We start from the raw sequence: 20,715 nt of genomic DNA on the forward strand, positions 1-20,715 counted from the left end.
AGCCCTGCCCACGCGGGGCTGTTTTTGTTTTTAGGTGAATTATGGCTAATTATTTTATTTTTTAAGAAATAAAAATATCTTTGATGAAAATAGCCAGCTAAATGAATACCCAGCACACCTATTCTCCCGGGTTGCACAAATTGCTTACCTTAAAAATAGTAAAGCCACAATTGCTTACCAATGCCGAAGCTTTTAAACGGTTTACCAACGGCCTTATGCTGCAATACGGCCTTGAAGAGGTAGGCTACTCTGTACACACGTTTCCTAACGGAAGCTTTACCGCTGCGGTTTGCCTGGCAGAATCGCATATATGCATACACACCTGGCCTGAATTTAACCAGCTTACGCTTGATGTTTATCTGTGCAATTACCTTCAGGACAATTCAGCTAAAGTGCGCGGTGTGGCCGGGGCATATATAGATTATTTTGAAGCCGAAATACTTAACGATACCGAAATTAACCGATAAGCCATGGAGATAAAATGCCCCGAATGCGGCAGCATAACAAAAATAAGCGCTGAATATGAGGTTAAGCAACTTGGCTGCGGTAACTGTAAAAACCTTATTGAGTTTCTTGATAACGGCAGGTTTAGCTATGTGCGCAAATACGACTACAAGCCGGCTTTTCACATTCCGCTTAAAATAGGCCAGAAAGGCAAACTTAACGGTATTGAATATGAGGTTAGCGGTATTGTGGTTAAAAAAGTACACGCTATTTATTACTGGCGCGAATACATACTAACCCCAAAAGAGGGCGACAACATTTACCTGAGCGAAACCAACGGCCACTGGATGGCTTTAAAGCAGATTGAAGAGAAATTCGACATTTCGGGCAGGCAGGTATATGTTGATTATGAAGGCCTTGAATATGCCCTGTATGAATATGAAGACACAACCATTGCCTATGCCGAAGGGTGCTTTGATTTTGAGTTGCCTAAAGTTCAGGTTGAAATGATTGAATACATCAACCCGCCCTACATAATTTCTATTGAGCACCGCAAAAAACACGTTGAAACCTACCATGGGCAGCACATATCGGCAGGTGCAATAAAAAAAGCGTTTGGCATATCTTCTAACCCATATCGATCGGGCGTGGGCATTGTACAGCCCTTTTTGGTAGACCTGCGCATGATGGTTATTATATTTGGCATTACATCATTACTCATCCTGGCAGGCCATGTTTTTATATATAGCGGCCGCCAGCAGCAAACGGTATTATCGCAAACCCTTTCTTTTGCTGATTATTCGGGTAAAGATTTTGTAAGCAGGCCATTTACACTCCAGGGAGGCTCGGCACCACTGCAAATAAAGCTGCAAAGCGGGGTAGACAACTCCTGGGCATCGGTACAGGTAGGGCTTGTAAACGAGGTAACCAACGAAGAAATTTATTCCGGTAAGGACGTAGAATACTACCACGGCTATACCGATGGCGAAAACTGGAGCGAGGGCTCGCAAGCTGATGATTTTTATATGTGTGCCGTACCCGAAGGCCGCTACCACCTCGTAGTATCGCCCTCTAAAGCGCCTGAAGACTTAAATAACCAAACGTTAAGCATTACCGCTTCATGGAACGCGCCGCTGCAACGCAACGTGTTTATACCCATACTTGCCATGGCAGGCATTGCCTTAGCTACTTATTTTATAAAAAAACAATTTGAACGCAGGCGCTGGGCAGACAGCCGCTACTCACCATACGACCAATAATTATGACAGGAACCAACATATTTAAACGCAACCTTATAGCCGTGTGCATAGGCGTGTTCTTTTTAGGGCTGTACCTGTTTTTTACCTATTCAGGCAACAGGCTGTGCGGCTGTGCCCCATCAGAAAAATACAAACCCGGCCATACCCGCGCCGGTTATTATGGCGGTGCAAACAGGTATTATCACAAATAAAACAACAATTAAAAAACATAAACAATGGAAATTTATCTAAAGCCCATAATCGCATCGGTAGTATTCTCATTTGTAGGCCTTATCATACTGTTTATAGCCTATTTTATTGTAGAAAAAATTACCCCTGAAAGCACGTGGAAAGAAATTGTACAAAATAAAAATGTGGCGCTTGCCATTATAATTGGTGCATTTATAATTGGCATGTCCATAATTATCAGCGGTGCCATACATGGTTAAAAACAAACTTTCTTTTGAAATACTGCTGCTACTGGCCGTTTTTACCATTGCAACATGCGGGCTTATTTATGAGCTTGTGGCCGGCACACTGGCCAGCTACCTGCTGGGCGACTCTGTAAAGCAGTTTTCGTTTATTATTGGCGTATACCTGTTTAGCATGGGTATAGGCTCTTATTTTTCAAAATTTATACGCCGCAACCTGCTCAATACCTTTGTTGAAATAGAGCTGCTGGTGGGCCTTGTGGGCGGGCTTAGTTCAGTTATACTTTTTGTGCTGTTTGAAAACGTAGGCTATTTCCAATTCATACTTTACCTGCTGGTATTTGTAACCGGCTGCCTGGTAGGGCTTGAAATCCCGCTGCTGATGAACATCCTAAAAGACCGCGTAAAGTTTCGCGACCTGGTGTCTAATGTTTTTACGTTTGACTACATAGGTGCACTCCTGGCCTCTATACTTTTCCCATTGGTGTTGGTACCACAGTTGGGCATTATGCGCACATCGTTGTTTTTTGGCATGATAAATACCGCCATAGCCCTTATTGTGTGCATTGCGCTGAAAAAAGAGCTGAAACGCCAGCCACTGCTGCTGTTTAAAGCGGCGTTTTGTATGGTGGTATTAATTATCGTATTTATTTTTTCAGAGAAAATACTCTCATATTCTGAAAGCAAGCTCTATGGCGAAAACATAATCTATACCCACTCTACCCCTTACCAGCGCATAGTGCTTACGCACAATAAAAACGACTACCGGCTGTACCTCAACAACAACCTGCAATTCAGCTCGGCAGATGAATACCGTTATCACGAGGCGCTGGTACATCCGGCCATGACCTCGGCTAAAAAGGCTGAAAACATATTGGTTATGGGCGGTGGTGATGGCCTTGCCGTACGCGAAATTTTAAAATACCCCGAAGTAAAGCACATAACCCTGGTTGACCTTGACGAAGGCATGACCCGCCTTTTTAAGGAAAACACCGTGCTTACAGGGTTTAATAAAAATGCGCTGAACAACCCAAAAGTAAGTGTTATAAATGCCGATGCCTATGTGTGGGCACGCGAATGCAAACAGCAGTTTGATGTGGTAATCATCGATTTTCCAGATCCGGGAAACTACAGCCTGGGCAAGCTGTATTCGCTTAGCTTTTACAACACCTTGCAACACATACTATCGCCCGATGCCGTGGTGGTAATACAAACCACATCGCCCTATTTTGCGCCTAAGTCGTTTTGGTGCATTAATAAAACCGTGCAGCAGGCATTGCCAAAAACCGATGCCTACCACATTTATGTGCCTTCTTTTGGCGAATGGGGCTACACCATAGCGGCAAAAAACCCGGCTACTGATTTTAAATCGGTTAAGCGGAAGGCTAATGAAAAGCTCCGGTTTTACGAATATGACTTTACCCGCCTCAATACCTTTTCTAAAGATATGGTGGCGGCTGATGTAGAAATTAACCGATTGGATAACCAGATACTTGTGCGCTATTTTGATGAAGAATGGGGAAAAATACAATAAGCCCTCACGGCGCTCGTTCCTGAAACTGGCAGGCGCTACGCTGCTGGCAACCCCGTTTTTCCAGTTTTGCAAACAGGAGGCAGCACGGCTTATTGTAAAGCTTACGGGCACTAACCACATTTTGGGCCACAGGTTATGGGCTAAAGATTTCCCCAACCCCTCTAAAACCGTTACTACTCCCCTGCTTATTGTGGGTGCAGGCATCAGCGGGCTGAGTGCGGCACGGCAGCTTCGCAAAAAAGGCATCAACGATTTCCTCATCATAGAAATGGAAAACCACGCCGGGGGCAATGCTGCTAACGGCGAAAACAAGTATTCCAAATTTCCGCTTGGGGCGCACTACCTGCCCCTGCCTAACGCGCACGACACCGAACTGATGCGCTTTCTCGAAGAAGAAAAAATCATAACCGGTTACAAAGACGGCAAACCCATTTTTGATGAAAACCAGCTGACGTTTGCACCACAGGAACGCCTGTACTATAAAAACAACTGGCAGGAGGGCCTTGTGCCACGTTACGGTAACAGCAAAGCCCTTGACGATGCCTTTAATCGCTTCTTTGAGGCAATGGATGCTTTCCGCAAAGAAAAGGCCGCAGACGGGCTGTATTACTTTGATATACCCATTAGCGCTACAACACCCGATGGCAAATACCGCAATCTCGATACCATAACCATGATGCAGTGGCTACACGATAATAACTTTAATTATCCTGAGCTTATCGAATATGTAAACTACTGCTGCCGCGATGACTATGGGTTGGGCGTAAACGGTGTTTCAGCGTGGGCGGGCATACACTATTTTGCAGGCCGCAAACACGGGGCAGATCTTGACAGCGTACTCACCTGGCCTGAAGGCAACGCCCGCCTGGCAAATCATCTTAAAAAATATGCATCAGATAACATGGCGCTCAACTACCTGGCGCATACCGTTACACCAACTGATAGCGGCTTAGAGGTACTGGCCTTTGATGCCACAACCCAACAAACTGTGCAAATTAATGCTGATAAGGTTATTATGGCTACGCCACAGTTTGTAAACGGCTACCTGCTGCCCAACAGGAAAAAAACTGCTAAAAACAGTATCTATGCGCCATGGCTGCTGGCAACACTTACACTAAGCACCAAGCCCGATGAACCGGGTTTCCCGCTGTGCTGGGATAACGTGCTGCACAATGCCAAAGGTCTGGGTTATATTTATGACCAGCACCAAAGCATACAGCAACTGCACGACAAAACCGTGATTACCTATTACTACAGCTTTGCAGGCAACGACACCAAAAAATCGCGTAAAGAGCTGTATAGCAAGACGGCAGAATACTGGAAGGAATTTGTTTTGGCCGACCTTGAAGCCGCCCACCCCGGCATTAAGAATATTACCGAAGAAATACAGCTGCACCGCCTGGGGCACGGCATGGTAGCCCCTGTGCCGGGCTATATTTTCGGGATGCAGAAGCAGGCTGCCGGAAAGCCCATTGCCAACCGTATTTATTTTGCACATACTGACCTCGCCGGAATTTCTATCTTTGAAGAAGCTTTTCACCAGGGCATAAACGCCGTAAACCAGCTTTTGCATGACACAACCGTGGATTCATAAGGCCAAAACCGACAGCCTGTTTATACTATCGCCGCCGTTTATAATACTGGCTGTGGTATTTTTTTGCCAGGGCTGGCTGCAACAGCTTGAAGAACATTACTCGTTTTACACGTGGCTGTTTTTTGTGGTGTTTATAGATGTGGCCCACGTATATGCCACACTCTTTAAAACCTATCTTGTACCAAAAGCGTTTAACGAACGCAGGATGTTGCTTATAGCATTACCCATCATTTGCTTTTTTATTGGGCTGGCGTTGTTTTTAATGGGTAGTAAGGTGTTTTGGGTTACGCTGGCTTATGTGGCGGTGTTTCATTTTATACGCCAACAGTATGGCTTTATGCGGCTGTATTCAAGGCTTGAACGCAAAACCCGCCTTACCAAAACCATAGACAACCTGGCCATTTATGCTGCTACAGGCTACCCCATGCTGTACTGGTTTATGAGCCCGCCACGCAATTTTACATGGTTTATGCCTAATGAGTTTTTCAGGTATGAAAACCCTGAATTACTATCCGTTTTAGGGTATGCCTACTGGTTAATACTGGCTGTATATACTGTAAAGGTTGTATATGAGGCCGTAACCCTGCGCTACTTCAACATCCCGAAAAATGCCGTTGTAGTGGGGACTGCCGCCTCCTGGTATTTTGGTATTGTGTATTTTAATAATGACCTGGTGTTTACCATGCTCAATGTAGTGTCGCACGGCATACCTTATATGGCGCTGATTTACCTGCGCGAAATCAAGCAGGCCAAACAGCCGTCGCCCGGTATTTTACAATACCTCAACACCCACAAGGGCATTATACTTTACGTGGGTATACTTATAGCCCTTGCCTTTAGCGAAGAATACCTGTGGGAAGTTATGGTATGGAACGAACAGTTTGGCTCTTCGGCAGCAGCCGCATTTGAGTCATGGCACTTTTTACTGGTGCCGCTGCTGGTAGTGCCGCAGTTTACGCATTACATACTTGACGGGTTTATCTGGAAATCTAAAAAGGCATAAAAAAAGTGGCTACTTTCATAGCCACTTCTTCAAATTCACTTCTTATAAACTATATCTTATGTTTAGTAGCAGATAGCGCGGCTGTATGGTGTAGCGCGACGTGCGTGTACTAAACTGGCTGAAACTATCATCGTTAAGCGAGCCCGTGTTGAGCAGGTTGGTACCGCCCACTTTAAACTCCCACTTGCTGTTGGGTATAGCATACATAACGTATGCGTTAAGAAAATCATACTCGTTGTCGCTGGTGCGGGCATTGTTGTAATAGTGGTTGTAGGTATAATCAGCCGTAAGGGTTATGTTTGGCGTAAGCAGGTAGTCCATACGTGCAAACGGGCTGTGGGTGTAAAACTTGCTGTTGGCATAATCATTTATGTTTACCGAATACCCCAGCTCAAGGTTTGGCCATGTTTTATAATTGGTGCCAAAGCTTGCCGTGTAGGTTTGGCTAAACTGCTCGTTTACCTGACGGATAGCATCATCAATGGTGACGTCTTCACCCGTACCTGCGCCGTTATCAAAACGGAAGTTATTAAACCTGCTCCACGACACATTTGCCGATACCGATGCCTTATAATAGCGTGCAAAACTGCGGTTATAGCCCGCCCGGCCTGTAATGGCCTCATCGGCAAAGTTTGAATTTTCTACCGTGCCCACCTGGTTAATACCGCTAAACGCCGAAAGGTTTTTAATGGCATCCATACGGTGGCTGTAGGTTATGTTACCAAATATCTGGGTAAAGTTGAACATATTATACTTAAAGTAATCCAGGCTGTGGTTTTGGTACAGGGCATTTTCCAAATCCCTGTTACCCTGAAACAGCGAGCTGTAATTATTAAGCACAAGCCCCTGTGCAAACCTGGCTACATCGGTAAACTCGGTTGTCATGTTGTAGGTATACAGCAGGCGCTCAGACTTTTTGATTTGGTATACGGCATAAACATCGGGCAATACCCTTGTAAAATCCTGGTGTACCTTTGTGCCCAGCTGCTCGTTATAAGAACTGTAGCTGTGTGCCGCCACCCCGGGGTTAAACGTAAACTTACCCGTTATAAACTTAAAGTGCAGCGCTGCAAAAACATCATTAAAGCTATAGCTCACGTTGTTTTTTGTGTTGTTGTCAAGGTCATTGGTGCTGTCATCATCCAGTACCTGAAACAGGTAAGAATCAAAATTCTGGTAGCTGTGCGTGGCGCCCAGGGTAAGGTTTATGTTAGACTTTGGCGTAAGCATATAATAATAATCGGCACGGGCATCAAACTTATTGGTCTTTACAAAACGTTTTTGGTTAATGTCATACCTTAGCGACGGCGCCAGCCCAAGGTTTAGCCCACCCGCATCGGTATTTGGGAATGGGTTGTTTTGCAGGTTTGCGGTATACAACGGGTCTTCTTCCTGGTACAGCTGCTGCACCTGGAACGAAAACACATTCTTGTCGTTGAGCGTATAATACAGGTTCAGGTTTTGGTTAAACGAGAATGGGTTTTGTTTTTTGCCGGTATAAATATCCTGGCTTTGCCCCGTTTCCGGGAAAACCGACGAATACATAGCCGCTTCCTCTGTCTGGCGGCTGCTTTTTAGAAAAGCGTCATAATCTAAATGAAAGTTGCTGTTGGGCACATAGCTCGAACTCAGCTTAAACAGGCTGAAATCAGTGCGCTGACTGGTGCGGTCGTCTACCGTTTGGGTGGTTTCGGGCTCATTGGTTTGCGGATTCAGGATTTGGTTACGCGTGTGGGTTTCCATCTCGTTACGGTTGCTGTTAAAAATACCGAAACCGCTTATTGTCCAGGCTTTTGAAGGGTTGTAGCTAAAGTTTGCCGCGCCAAACTTCGTCTCAATATTCTTGGCCCTGTTGTTGCGCAGGGTTAGCATGCCCAAATCATTACTGCCCACATTAACCGTTGTGCCGCCTTTGCGCATAAAGTTGCGGAAACCGCCCGTCATGTTAAAATAATCCTGCATACTCAGGGGTAATTCTCCGGTATTGTTAATGTTGCCAATAACGTTAATGGAATACTTAGGGTTGTAGTAAAACAGTTTGGGGTTAACCAGGTAACGCTCGCCCTCGCCTATGCTTGCACTGGCTGAGATATCGCCAAACCAAAAGTTCTTTTTCCCCTCTTTCAGCTTAATGTTCATCGCCACGTTTTCCTCATTATTCTCAAGGCCTTTCATTTGGCTTACTTCGTTATAATTGCGCAGTACCTCTACCTTATCAAGCGCATCGGCAGGTATGTTTTTTACTCCCAGCTTTGTATCGCCATCAAAAAAATCCTTACCTTCCACCATAAGCTTGGTAACGCTTTTGCCCTCTACCTTTACGTTGCCATCGCTGTCTACCTCTACACCGGGCAGTTTTTTAAGCACGTCTTCCAGCTTCCGTTCGGTTCCGTTTGTAAACGAATCAGAATTATACACAATAGTATCGCCTTTAATGGTAACCGGCATTTCGCTTACAATTTCAAGGGCATCGAGCTCTATACCGGCTTTTAGCGTTATAACTCTTACCGTATTTGCAGCCGGCATGGTATACTCTTCTTCAAAAGCCGCATAGCCAATATAGCTGGCCTTTAATATATAAGCTGTATTGGCCTTTAACGAAAGCTGGTAGCGCCCGGCATCATCAGTAATACCATACGATTCCATGGCATTGGTAGCCTTGTTTATAGCCATGATATTAGCCATTTCAAGCGGGGCAATACTGTCTTTAATAATACCCGACAGCTTAACGTTTTGCGCCAGGGCCGTGGCAGATATAAGTAATAATAAGGCTGATACTATGTGTTTCATTATAACTGGTTGTGTTTTATTTTTTGGGTTATCCACCTATGCGAATGGTAGTCGTACCCATTTTAGTGTTGCCGCTTTGGTTGCCTGCCGGGCGGTTCATTTCGTTCATCTCTTCAAATTTCTTCTTCATGATGGCCTCATACTCGGCATAGGTAACTTTTTGCCCTTTTTTAGGCTTCTTAATTTCTGTCTTATCTTTGGGGTTAAGTGTTATTTTAGAGCAAAGCAGGGTTGTGCCCCTGTGGTTTATTTCAAGTATAAGCCCCGGAAGCCCCCAATAGTCAGATGGGCCGTGGCTTACCGGTATTTGTGGTGTATACCAGGCTGTAACTACTACATCTTTGGGCTCAGGCAATAAATCCAGTAGCCCTTTTTCCTTTTCTTCACCCTCGTTTTCAACAGGTTGCTGCACCTGCGGAATGTTGTACGTAGCCTTGTAGCAGGTATAATCACCTATCTTCTTGGTTTCGTTAGATAGTACCCACTGGTGTGTTTCAAGCGAATCCTGAATAAGAAATTCTTTACCCATTAAGTCTTTTTCTTCCAAATAAGCTTTGTCTTTCAGGTTTTTATAAAGCTTGCCTCCGGCTATACTTAAGTTGTAGCCCCCTACCATAAGAGATGATTTATCAAGCTTTGCTTCCTCCTCATAAACCGATTCGGTTTTATTGAACACCATAGTGTAGGTTCTTTCGCTAAGCTTGGCAAGCTGTTCCTTAAGTCCGTCATCCATAGGCGGGCCGTCGTCACTTACGGTTATAGTCATTTTTGTTTTAGACTGGTAAACGGCCACCCCCTGAAAATCCTGGGCTGTGGCGGCAACGGCAAAAAGCCCTGCCGCAATGCATAAAAGTTGTTTCATAACGGTTGATTTTAATAGGAAGCCAATCTATAACTAAATTTTTAGTTATACAACTATTTTTTTAGTTAATATGAATTCACTTCATTTTCAACCTCTAACAAAACAGCATTAGTCCATACGCGGAGGCCTGCCCCCCATACGGCCGGGACCGCCCATTTCGCGCATTTCTTCCATTTTTTTGGCTACGGTTTCATCAAACTCAGTCTGCGTAACCTTTTTACCCTTGGTTGGCGCTTTAATGGTTACTTTTTCTTTTACATTAAGCACCACCTTACTGCACAGTATAGTAGTACGGCCATCGGTTACCTCAAGTATAAGCCCCGGCAGGCCCCAATAGGTTTCAGGCCCCTGGCTTACAGGTATATCGGGTGTATACCATGCAGTTATGGTTATTTCCTTAGCCATTTCCATCTGATCCATAAAGTTGGTGCGCTTGGGTTCGCCCTCCTTGGTTTCTTCAGTTTTTTTGGCTTCTTCCTCCTTTTTAAGCTGCTCTTCGCTCTTAGGCCTCATGTTTCGGAAATCGCTCTGGCTGGCCGGCACTACTGCAGTAGCCTTGTAGCAGGTGTATGCACCAATTTTCTTGGTCTCGCCCTCCATTTTCCAGGCAATGTTGTGTAGGCTGTCGCTTATAAGAAACTCTTTGCCAAATACTTCCTTTTCCTGGGCATAGGTTTTATCCTTAACGTTTTTATACAGCTTTCCACCCCCGCCCATAAAGTTTGCCATCATCCTGAAGCCGCCATTTTCGCCCGGTGCATCAAGCTTTTCTTCTTCGTTGTAAATAGAGGCTGTCCTGTCAAAATTCAGGATAAAGGTCTTTTCGAGCGCTTTTTTCATGCGTTCTTCCATTTGTTTACGCATTTCGGGGGTAATTTCGCGTCCGCCCGGGCCACGCATTTGCCTCATTTCGGGCACGGATGTTTTGGTTTCATACACGGCCATACCCTGAAAATCCTGGGCATTTGCCGCCAAGCCTGTAAAGGCTGCTAAGAGGAAAAGTATTTTTTTCATTTCGAAATGTAGGTTTATAGCACTTTAGACTACTAAAACGGCGTTTAGTTACATGGGTTTAGCAATTAAAGTGCATCAAAAGTACAAAGGCGGGCTATACACGGCTTTAAAATATAGGCGAACCCCCCATTTTTGTCCCTCAACGGGCGTACCCGTGCCATAAATTGCTACTTTTACACCTTGTATGAAAAAGTTTCTGCTACTACTGCTTTTAACAACCTTACCTGCTATGGCACAAGAACTTGCCGTACCGGTAAGGCTCATGGCAAACCCCAAGCCCGCTACCGAAACCTTTGTGGGTACCGATGCTTTTGGGTGGCAGTATACCATTGCCAATAATGAGTTCCGCAAGCAGAAAGACGGTAGGGTACTGAAGTATAAAAACGTGGCGCTGGGCGATATTTATCGGGCCGACCTGCAAAACCCACTGCAGATTGTGCTCTTTTACAGGAAGTTTAATACCGTGGTATTGCTTGATAACCAGCTTAACGAAACCCTGAACATTAACTTTAGTAACCTGCCCAACAACCAGCCTGAATTAATAGTGGAGGCTACAGGGCTCGCCAGCCAAAACCGCCTGTGGCTGTATGATGTTACTACCCAGCAAATTGGCCTGTATGATACAGCAAAGAATACCTTTCGCACTGTAACGCCGCCATTTAAAGACGGCCTGAAATTTTACCAGAGCGACTACAACTACTTTTACTGGATAGACAATACCGGTACCTGCTATGCCGTAAACCTGTTTGGCAACGTAACGCCACTGGGCACCGTGCCGGAGTTTAAAGCCGCGCAATTGCTGGATTCTGCTAACATTTTGATAAGCACCGCCGAAGGCCTTTTTGAGTACAACCTGCCGCAGCAAAGCCTTAAAAAGGTGGCCGTGGTTGAAAAAACGTTTGGCTCGTTTTACTATAAAGACCAAATTTTGTCTATTTTTACCAACGACCAGATAATACAGTACAAAATAAAATTACCATAAATGCATATTGCCGTTGCAGGAAACATAGGTGCCGGAAAGACCACGCTTACAGCACTTTTGGCCAAACATTTTAAATGGGAACCCCATTATGAAGATGTGGTAGACAACCCCTATCTTGACGATTTTTACCACCAGATGGAGCGCTGGAGCTTTAACCTGCAAATCTACTTTCTTAACAGCAGGTTTAGCCAGGTACTGCAATTTCGCGAAAGTGGCAAGAACATAATACAGGATCGCACAATTTATGAGGACAGCCATATTTTTGCACCAAACCTGCACGCCATGGGCCTTATGACCAACCGCGACTTTAACAACTATACCGCGCTTTTTGACCTTATGGAGCGTTTTGTTGGTGCACCTGATTTGCTTATTTACCTGCGCAGCAGCATACCTAACCTGGTGAAACACATACACAAACGCGGCCGCGACTACGAAAACTCAATATCTATTGAATACCTGAGCCGCCTTAACGAACGCTATGAGGCTTGGATTCAGGGGTATGATAAGGGTAAACTGCTTATTATTGATGTAGATAACAACAATTTTGTAGACAACCCCGAAGACCTGGGCGACATCATAAACAAAATAAACGCCGAACTTAACGGCCTGTTTTAATAAGTTTAGGATTATTTTAAAAACCTTTCAGTATCAATGCAGTAACTTTAAGTATTAACAACTTTTAAACTGCAATACCATGAAAAAGTTACTGATAATTTTTGCAATAACCGCAGCATTTGCATCGTGTAAAGACAAAGATCCTAATACCACAACGGTTACAACCGAAGAAAAAACAACGGTAGACACTATAGACAACCGTGTGCGTACTGAAACTAAGGTTACCCACACCACCGAGACAGATACTACAAAAAGCACCATTACCGGTGGAGATGTAAATGTTGAAAGCCAGGAACAAAACGCCAAGCGGCTTAAGCAGGAAAAAAAGAAAGAAGAATAGTGAAAAGCCCCGTAAACAGGGGCTTTTGCTGTTATTCAGCAGTATACAATTCACCGCGGTGGGGCTTGAGCGCATCGCGCACGGGTATCATAAAATCATCGGTTACCACCATCCAGGCAATGCTGTGCATATCTGTAACTGCCTCAAAGCCCGTAGTATTGAGCGGTAGTTTTTCCATTGCAATAAATTCCTTAAGGTGAACTACATGATGCTCAGCGGTTTTGGCCGCAGCCGGGCCCCTAAAATCCCATATCAGTTTTATTTGGCGCATGTTTTTTGAGTGACAAAGTTGCTAAGTAGCAAAGGTACAAAGTTTTATAATACCCCTAAATTCCTTACATTTGGCTTTAATCTTAGCCCAATGAAACACCTCGTTTACATCGCATTACTTTCATTTTCAACCACTTTCAGTCAGCAACTAAACTTAGAGCAGGCCAACCGCCTATCTACGCTTCCGCTGAAATGCCTGCAACAGGAATACCCCAATAAAACCGGGCAAATGCTGGCCGACTCTACCGAAATCGCATCGCCAAAAACCTTACATCCTGCGTTTTACGGCTGTTTCGACTGGCATTCGTCCGTCCACGGGCACTGGAGCCTGGTATATTTACTAAAGCATTTTCCCAAGCTCGAAAACCGCAATGAAATCATCAACAAACTGAAAATCAACCTGTCACAAGCCAACATAGCGCAGGAAATAGCTTACCTCAACAAGCCCCACGAGAAATCGTACGAGCGCACCTACGGCTGGACGTGGCTCCTTAAATTGCAGTTAGAACTGGAAACCGGTACCGAACCCTGGGCTAAAGACCTGGCTACCAACCTAAAACCACTCACTAACCTGCTGATTGAGCGTTATATAGAGTTCCTGCCCAAGCTTAACTATGCGCTTAGGGTGGGCACCCATGCCAATACTGCCTTCGGGCTATCCTTTGCGTGGGATTACGCCCTGTATTCCAACAACATAGCACTACAAAACAGTATAAAAACCAATGCGTTACGCCTGTTTAAGGCCGACCGTGACTGCCCGTTTGACTGGGAGCCATCGGGTACCGATTTCCTTTCTCCATGCATGGAAGAAATAGGCCTCATGCAGCGCATTATGCCTGAAAACGAGTTTCTTACATGGCTTAAAAGCTTCGCACCCAGGCTGTTTGATAAGAAATACAACTGGGAACCCGGCAAGGTATCAGACCGTACCGATGGCTACCTGGTGCACCTCGACGGGCTTAACTTTAGCCGCGCCTGGAACCTGTACCGCCTGGTTAAGCAGTTTCCCAGGCAGTTAGGCCACTTAAAACCATTGGCCAACAAGCACTTGCAATACTCTCTTGGCGCTATAACCGACGGAGATTACATGGGCGAACACTGGCTGGCATCATTTGCACTTTATGCCTTTGACGAAGCTTCAGAATAGGCTAAAAAACGCTTAATTTTTCACTTTTAGATTTCGAAATTGGCTAAAGCGTTTCACGTTTCAGGTTTAAAGTTTCAGGTTTTGGACCGGATAAAAACCATCAAGTTGAATTTATGGAATAAGGGAAGCCAAAATCCGGACAAGAAAATATTTTGATTTATTGCCTGAAAAAAAATTCACGATATATCGTGAATTTTGATCGTAAATAGAGAAAATCAAACTTCATAAACTAACCCCGAAAGCAATTTTTCGGGGTTACTTTTTTACGGCAATAAATTTCCATCCCTAAAATTATTCCGCCTGCCCCTGAAAAAAAAATTCACGATATATCGTGAATTTTAGTCAAAAGTCATTTAGTCAAAGGTCGAAAGTCATAAAGCCTTGTAGCAATTACCACCCTTTCGACTTTAAGACTTTCGACCTTCGACTAAATAACGACTTTAGCTCATCAGCTTCTTCGCAATAGGCGGCTGGCCGGTCTTGGCCATAAGCCCGCCGTCGGCAACAATGGTAGTACCGTTTACATAGCTCGACTCGTCCGATGCTAAAAACGCCACTACAGTAGCAATCTCCTCCGGCTTGCCCACACGCCCTGCCGGTATGGCATCGTGGTAGGCCTGTAGTATATCATCGGTCAGTGCGGCTTTAAGCAGTGGGGTTTCAATAGGGCCTGGGCACACCGCATTACAGCGAATCTTATCCGGCCCGTGGTCATTCGCCACAATGCGCGTCAGGTTAATAACCGCCGCCTTGGCCGCATTGTAGCTCGCCATGGCATAGTCGGCGCCCAGCCCGCTTATAGAGGCCGTGTTTACTATGCTGCCCCCGCCCTGCTTTTTCATAACGGGTATGGCATACTTGCAGCCCAAAAATACCCCGTCGGCATCAATGGCAAACACCTTGCGCCAGTCTTCCAGCTTCATATCGGGTATCAGCGCAAAGCCGCCTATCCCCGCGTTATTGTGCAGTATATCAAGCCTCCCAAAGGCCGTAACGGTGTCTTCCACCATCTTTTTAACGTCTTCCTCGCTGCTAACGTCAACCTTTATGGTCAGCACGGCATCGCCATACTGGTCTTTCATGGCTTTAAGCCCCGCCTCGTCCATATCGGCCACGGTAACTTTAGCGCCTTCTTCAATAAAAATCTTCACAGTAGCTTTCCCAATGCCGGAAGCCCCACCGGTAACAATGGCAACTTTGCCTTCAAATCGGTTTTTCATTTGTCTGTATGGTTTATAATTTATTTGTGTCTTATAAAGTTACCCCTATAAAACCATGAAAAGAAGGCTTTTGTGCTTCATTTAACAGCAATGGTTATACAAGTTCACAGTCGCAGTCACAGTTTTCAGAAACGGAGCGCAGATCCCGATAGCTATCGGGACGGATTGGGCGGATTTACACGGATTTTGTAGAAAGAAAGCGCTTTAGGCAAAACGTCCCACCGACCCTGAAGGGGTCGCGTATATTAGCCCCGGATGAAATCCGGGGTGGTGTAACATGGGAAACGACACCCCCACTCAATCTCCGGGGGCTATCCACCCTTTTCAGTTTTTCTTTAGGGTATGAGTGGCATTCCCCTCCCTCGGAGGGGTGGCGAAGCCGGGGTGGGTTTTGAAGTTATTAAACTAAACTGCCCACCCCGCCCTACGGGCACCCCTCCGAGGGAGGGGAATAACAACGCCAACAACCCGCAACTCGCAACTCTCAACTAAAAACACTAATTTTGCCCCATGCCAAGAGAACTCCAATTACAGGTAGCCCCAGAAGTAGCCGCGCAAATGCCGCTGCTAACCGCCCACGTGGCCAAATTAATGCACATAAGCCCGGCTGAAATAAAGCACATTACCATACTGAAACGCAGTATAGATGCGCGCCAGCGTGCCATTAAAATAAACCTTAAGGTGGCGGTATACCATAATGAGGAGTATGTGGAGAACCCTATACCCCTGCCGGAATACAAGGATGTAACCAACGCTAAGGAGGTTATAATCATAGGTGCCGGGCCAGCGGGGCTGTTTGGCGCACTACAGCTTATAGAGCTGGGCCTGCGCCCGATAGTACTGGAACGCGGTAAAGACGTGCAGGAACGCCGCCGCGACCTCAAGGCCATTAACCGCGACCACGTTGTGGGCGAAGACTCTAACTACTGCTATGGCGAAGGCGGTGCCGGTACCTATAGCGACGGTAAGCTGTACACCCGCAGCAAGAAACGCGGCGATGTAGACCGCATACTGCGCCTGTTTGTGGCCTTTGGCGCCAGCGAGGAGATATTAATCGAAGCCCACCCGCACATTGGCACCAACAAGCTGCCCAAGATTATTAAGGCCATGCGTGAGAAGATAATCGAATATGGCGGGGTGGTAAAATTTGATACCCGTGTAACCGATATTTTAGTGAAAGCCAATGCCGTGGAAGGGGTGCAGACCCAAAACGGCGACATTATAAAAGCCGATAAAATCATCCTGGCTACCGGCCACTCGGCCCGCGATATATTTGAATTGCTCGACCGCAAAAAGATTTTTATAGAAGCCAAACCGTTTGCCCTGGGCGTTCGTGCAGAGCATCCGCAAACGCTTATTGACAGTATACAGTACAGCTGCGACTTTAACACCGGCCGTAGCGAGTTCCTTCCCCCTGCACCTTATGCCATTGTAAAGCAGGTGGCGGGCCGTGGCATGTATTCGTTTTGTATGTGCCCCGGCGGCGTTATAGCCCCGTGTGCCACCAGCCCCGGCGAGGTGGTTACCAACGGGTGGAGCCCCAGCAAGCGCGACCAGGAAACCGCAAACAGCGGTATTGTGGTAGAGCTGAAGCTGGAAGACTTTAAGCCCTTTGCCAAATTTGGCGCCCTGGCGGGGATGGAATTCCAAAAGGCAATAGAGCAGAAAGCATGGCTCCTGGCAGGCGAAACCCAGCGTGTACCCGCACAGCGCATGGTTGATTTTACCCAAAGTAAACTGTCGGCCGATATACCTAAAACATCTTACGTGCCTGGCACCACTTCGGTAGAATTGGGGCAGGTATTCCCCGGGTTCCTAACGCAAACCCTGCGCGAAGGCTTTAAGGAGTTTGGCAAATCCATGCGCGGCTACCTTACTAACGATGCCATACTGCACGCGCCGGAATCGCGCACCTCATCGCCCGTACGTATACCGCGCGACCCGGAAACACTTGAACACACCCACATTAAGGGCCTTTACCCTTGCGGGGAAGGTGCCGGTTATGCCGGGGGCATTATTTCTGCCGCCATAGACGGCGAGAAATGCGCGTTGAAGTGTGTTTAGATTTTCGATTGTTGGATTTTTAGACTATTCGATTTTCGACAGGGCATTTTCCGATGCTGTTTGTCATTTGCTTTGCCAATTCGGCTAAAGCCTCGTGTCGAACGAAGTTTCTCATTCCGAACGAAGCGCAGGGGTTCTGTCATTCCGAACGAAGCGCAGCGGAGCTGAGGAATCTCTAATTGGATTGTTAGATTTTTCTACAGGATGTTCTTCCATTTCGAACGAAGCGCAGCGGAGTTGAGAAATCTCTTAGATTTTTAGACAGAGTGTTTTCCATTCCGAACGAAACGCAGCGGAGTTGAGAAATCTTTAAATATACAGCAAAGTAAGCATTCCCCTCCCGCGGACTATCATGTGGATACAAATAGTGAGGCTGTACCACAGAGGTTCTCAGAGTGAGCCCAAAGATTCACTGAGAATTAGAGGTCTACACCTTTGGTGTGAGAGCACAGAGCGATGCGGACAAAGCAGCACAGCTCTGTGGCCTTGCGCTGAAAGCGCTGTCTTAAAAAAGCTCTTTTTGAAAAACTTTGTGTATCTCCGGGCTCACTCTGATAACCTCTGCGGTATAACTTATCTTTTTTGTTTAAAATTGTAAAAGATGTGTCCACACGATAGTCCCGCGGCGGGGTGGTTAAAGTGTATCTCTCACAAACGCCAAAAACCAAACCAAACCCCACAAAAAAACAGCCCTAAGGCTGTTTCTCTTTATTCTTTGCAATCTGTTTCTTTATATCAAGAACCAGCACCACGGCGTTAAGCACTATCATAATGTATGATACCACCACCAGCCAGGTATTTTTATCGTTAAGCGCATAGTATGAAAACAATACCAGCGCAAACAACCGTATTATAATTTTCATATTCCTCCCATTTTAAAACTTCACCCGCCACCTGCTATCTGCTATCTGCTATCTGCCACCTGCTCTCTGACCACTTAATTCGCCACTTCGCTTATAAACTTAATGCGCATCAGCCTCAGCTCTTCAGTATCATAATCGCCGTCAAACTCCTTAAGGGCGTCTTTAATACTGTCGCTTTCACTATCCATGTAGTAGTCGTGAATTTCCTCCTGCTGGTCGTCGTCCAGTATATCGTCTACCCAGTACTTAATGTTAAGCTTGGTACCGCTGTATACAATCTGCTCCATTTCCTTAAGCAGGGCATCAAAATCAAGGCCTTTAGCTTTGGCAATATCGTGCAGCGACAGCTTACGGTCAATATTCTGAATGATGTACAGCTTAAGGCTTGAGTTTGCCCCGGTGGTTTTTACCACAAGGTCGTCAGGGCGGGTAATGTCATTATCGGTAACATAGCGGGCAATAAGGTCTACAAAGTCCTTACCGTATTTTTTGGCCTTGCCTTCGCCCACACCGTGCACGCTGCTCAGTTCCTCAATATTAATAGGATATTTAAGGGCCATATCTTCCAAAGACGGGTCCTGGAACACCACAAACGGCGGAACCCCCAGCTTTTTGGCCACCTTTTTACGCAGGTCTTTCAGCATACCGGCAAGCACCTCATCGCTCACACCCGATGATTTTGCGGCCGTAACCGTGTTTTCATCGTCGGTTTCCTCATAGTTATGGTCTTCCGTCATCAGGAAGCTAACCGGGTTCTTTATAAACTCCTCTCCTTTTGGCGTAAGCTTCAGTATACCGTAGGTTTCAATATCCTTATCCAGGTAGCCCTCTACCAGCACCTGGCGTATGAGCGCCATCCAGTGCTTTTCGTCAAAATCCTTACCCGTGCCAAAAAACGGCTGGGCATCGGTCCTGTGGGCTTTTATAACGGCATTTATCTTCCCGGTAAGGGTAAATATAATCTCTTTAGATTTGTATAGTTGCTTGGTGTCGCGCACCACCTCAAGCACGGTAACCACCTGCTCTTTGGCTTCGGTTTTCTTTTTCGGGTTGCGCACGTTGTCGTCCATATCGGCGCCTTCGCCCGTTTCCTCGTCAAACTCCTCACCAAAATAGTGCAGTAAAAATTTACGGCGGCTCATACTGGTTTCGGCATAGGCCACAACCTCCTGCAATAGCGCAAAGCCTATTTCCTGTTCGGCTACGGGCTTGCCACTCATAAACTTCTCAAGCTTTTCAATATCCTTGTAGCTGTAGTAGGCAAGGCAGTGGCCTTCGCCCCCGTCGCGGCCTGCGCGGCCTGTTTCCTGGTAGTAGCTTTCTAAAGATTTAGGAATATCGTGGTGAATTACAAACCTAACGTCCGGCTTGTCTATACCCATACCAAAGGCAATGGTAGCCACTACCACATCTACATCTTCCATAAGGAACATATCCTGGTGCTTGGCGCGTGTTTTTGCATCGAGCCCCGCATGGTAGGGCACGGCGCTAATGCCGTTTACTTGTAATACCTGTGCAATTTCCTCCACCTTTTTACGGCTCAGGCAGTATATAACCCCGCTCTTGCCCTTGTGCTGGCGGATAAAGCGGATAATATCGCTTTCCACCGTTTTTTGCTTGGGGCGTATTTCATAATACAGGTTGGGACGGTTAAACGATGCCTTAAACGTATTGGCATCGGGCATATCAAGGTTTTTAAGGATGTCTTCCTGCACCTTGGGCGTGGCTGTAGCGGTAAGGCCTATAATTGGCACATCGCCCAGCTGGCTTATAATGTTGCGCAGGTTGCGGTATTCCGGGCGGAAATCATGCCCCCATTCAGAGATACAGTGCGCCTCGTCTATAGCCACAAAGCTAATGGGCACGGTGTTCAGGAACTGGGTATATTCTTCCTTTGTAAGCGATTCCGGCGCTACATACAGCAGCTTGGTTACGCCATCGGTAATATCTTTTTTAACCTGGGCAATTTCGGTCTTGGTGAGCGATGAGTTAAGCACGTGGGCAATACCGGTTTCAGATGAAAGGCTGCGTATGGCATCAACCTGGTTTTTCATCAGGGCTATAAGCGGCGAAACCACAATGGCAGTGCCGGGCAGTACAAGGGCAGGCAGCTGATAGCATAGTGATTTGCCCCCGCCGGTAGGCATAATAACAAATGTATTCTGGCCGGATATAATGCTGCGCACAACATCTTCCTGAAGGCCTTTGAAATTGTTAAAACCAAAATATTTCTTTAACTCTTTATGTAAGTCAATTTCGGTCGCTTTCATTATCTCAATTAAGTGTAATTACATAAATTTGCAG

General features: G+C 46.1%; 19 protein-coding genes. 12 read left to right on the forward strand and 7 right to left on the reverse strand.

Going from position 1 to position 20,715, the window contains the following annotated elements; all coding sequences use genetic code 11:
* Window positions 1–101 precede the first annotated feature (101 nt).
* From AM279_RS10050 to AM279_RS10080, 7 genes are read left to right on the forward strand one after another with little or no spacing between them, the layout of a single operon-like run.
* Window positions 102–467, forward strand: a complete 366-nt coding sequence (locus AM279_RS10050) for an S-adenosylmethionine decarboxylase family protein (RefSeq protein ID WP_054407834.1) — start codon at window positions 102–104, stop codon at window positions 465–467.
* A gap of 3 nt (window positions 468–470) precedes the next feature.
* The gene (locus AM279_RS10055; protein ID WP_054407835.1) at window positions 471–1,703 is read left to right on the forward strand and encodes a DUF4178 domain-containing protein; all 1,233 of its coding nucleotides are present in this window, start codon (window positions 471–473) and stop codon (window positions 1,701–1,703) included.
* A gap of 2 nt (window positions 1,704–1,705) precedes the next feature.
* Complete coding sequence (locus AM279_RS10060; protein ID WP_054407836.1) at window positions 1,706–1,894, forward strand: hypothetical protein; 189 nt, start codon at window positions 1,706–1,708, stop codon at window positions 1,892–1,894.
* A gap of 24 nt (window positions 1,895–1,918) precedes the next feature.
* Window positions 1,919–2,131, forward strand: a complete 213-nt coding sequence (locus AM279_RS10065) for a DUF350 domain-containing protein (RefSeq protein ID WP_054407837.1) — start codon at window positions 1,919–1,921, stop codon at window positions 2,129–2,131.
* A complete protein-coding gene (locus tag AM279_RS10070; RefSeq protein WP_054407838.1) occupies window positions 2,124–3,647 on the forward strand; it encodes a polyamine aminopropyltransferase in 1,524 nt (507 codons plus the stop codon). The genes AM279_RS10065 and AM279_RS10070 overlap by 8 nt, the downstream gene beginning before the upstream one ends.
* Window positions 3,622–5,241, forward strand: coding sequence for an NAD(P)-binding protein (locus AM279_RS10075; RefSeq protein WP_054407839.1), 1,620 nt, complete (start codon window positions 3,622–3,624; stop codon window positions 5,239–5,241). Before AM279_RS10070 ends, AM279_RS10075 begins: the two co-directional genes overlap by 26 nt.
* Window positions 5,219–6,244, forward strand: coding sequence for a hypothetical protein (locus AM279_RS10080; RefSeq protein ID WP_054407840.1), 1,026 nt, complete (start codon window positions 5,219–5,221; stop codon window positions 6,242–6,244). Before AM279_RS10075 ends, AM279_RS10080 begins: the two co-directional genes overlap by 23 nt.
* Before the next feature lie 42 nt (window positions 6,245–6,286).
* Here AM279_RS10080 and AM279_RS10085 read toward each other — a convergent pair whose 3' ends face one another.
* The 3 genes from AM279_RS10085 to AM279_RS10095 form a co-directional block, all read right to left on the reverse strand.
* Entirely contained in the window at window positions 6,287–9,034 is a 2,748-nt protein-coding gene (locus AM279_RS10085) for a TonB-dependent receptor (RefSeq protein WP_054407841.1), read from the reverse strand.
* A gap of 28 nt (window positions 9,035–9,062) precedes the next feature.
* On the reverse strand, window positions 9,063–9,896 hold the full coding sequence (locus AM279_RS10090; RefSeq protein ID WP_054407842.1) for a GLPGLI family protein: 834 nt from the start codon (window positions 9,894–9,896) through the stop codon (window positions 9,063–9,065).
* Window positions 9,897–10,004: 108 nt separating this feature from the next.
* Complete coding sequence (locus tag AM279_RS10095; protein WP_054407843.1) at window positions 10,005–10,910, reverse strand: GLPGLI family protein; 906 nt, start codon at window positions 10,908–10,910, stop codon at window positions 10,005–10,007.
* 229 nt (window positions 10,911–11,139) lie between these two features.
* On the opposite strand from AM279_RS10095, the gene AM279_RS10100 reads away from it, so the two are divergent.
* The 3 genes from AM279_RS10100 (at window position 11,140) to AM279_RS10110 (ending at window position 12,847) form a co-directional block, all read left to right on the forward strand.
* Entirely contained in the window at window positions 11,140–11,892 is a 753-nt protein-coding gene (locus AM279_RS10100) for a hypothetical protein (protein ID WP_143090296.1), read from the forward strand.
* A complete protein-coding gene (locus AM279_RS10105) occupies window positions 11,893–12,507 on the forward strand; it encodes a deoxynucleoside kinase (RefSeq protein WP_054407845.1) in 615 nt (204 codons plus the stop codon).
* Window positions 12,508–12,586: 79 nt separating this feature from the next.
* Window positions 12,587–12,847 carry a hypothetical protein gene (locus tag AM279_RS10110; RefSeq protein WP_054407846.1) on the forward strand — a complete coding sequence of 87 codons (261 nt, stop codon included), beginning with the start codon at window positions 12,587–12,589 and terminating at the stop codon, window positions 12,845–12,847.
* Window positions 12,848–12,878: 31 nt separating this feature from the next.
* On the opposite strand, the gene AM279_RS10115 is transcribed toward AM279_RS10110, so the two are convergent.
* Complete coding sequence (locus AM279_RS10115) at window positions 12,879–13,118, reverse strand: hypothetical protein (protein ID WP_054407847.1); 240 nt, start codon at window positions 13,116–13,118, stop codon at window positions 12,879–12,881.
* Between the two features lie 90 nt (window positions 13,119–13,208).
* On the opposite strand from AM279_RS10115, the gene AM279_RS10120 reads away from it, so the two are divergent.
* Entirely contained in the window at window positions 13,209–14,264 is a 1,056-nt protein-coding gene (locus AM279_RS10120; RefSeq protein ID WP_054410262.1) for a DUF2891 domain-containing protein, read from the forward strand.
* Between the two features lie 440 nt (window positions 14,265–14,704).
* On the opposite strand, the gene AM279_RS10125 is transcribed toward AM279_RS10120, so the two are convergent.
* Window positions 14,705–15,484, reverse strand: a complete 780-nt coding sequence (locus AM279_RS10125; RefSeq protein WP_054407848.1) for an SDR family NAD(P)-dependent oxidoreductase — start codon at window positions 15,482–15,484, stop codon at window positions 14,705–14,707.
* 510 nt (window positions 15,485–15,994) lie between these two features.
* Between AM279_RS10125 and AM279_RS10130 the strand changes: the two genes are divergently transcribed.
* Window positions 15,995–17,548: an NAD(P)/FAD-dependent oxidoreductase gene (locus AM279_RS10130; RefSeq protein WP_054407849.1), complete on the forward strand. Its 1,554-nt coding sequence runs from the start codon at window positions 15,995–15,997 to the stop codon at window positions 17,546–17,548.
* A 692-nt stretch (window positions 17,549–18,240) separates the two neighbouring features.
* Here AM279_RS10130 and AM279_RS20630 read toward each other — a convergent pair.
* Both AM279_RS20630 and recQ read right to left on the reverse strand, forming a co-directional pair.
* Window positions 18,241–18,411, reverse strand: a complete 171-nt coding sequence (locus AM279_RS20630) for a hypothetical protein (protein WP_160316441.1) — start codon at window positions 18,409–18,411, stop codon at window positions 18,241–18,243.
* Window positions 18,412–18,485: 74 nt separating this feature from the next.
* Window positions 18,486–20,681 (reverse strand): DNA helicase RecQ, encoded by a 2,196-nt coding sequence (recQ, locus tag AM279_RS10135; protein WP_054407850.1) that lies wholly within the window; start codon window positions 20,679–20,681, stop codon window positions 18,486–18,488.
* Window positions 20,682–20,715: the final 34 nt, after the last annotated feature.

It is taken from the genome of Flavobacterium akiainvivens (genome assembly GCF_001278115.1).
Taxonomy (GTDB): Bacteria; Bacteroidota; Bacteroidia; order Flavobacteriales; family Flavobacteriaceae; genus Flavobacterium; species Flavobacterium akiainvivens.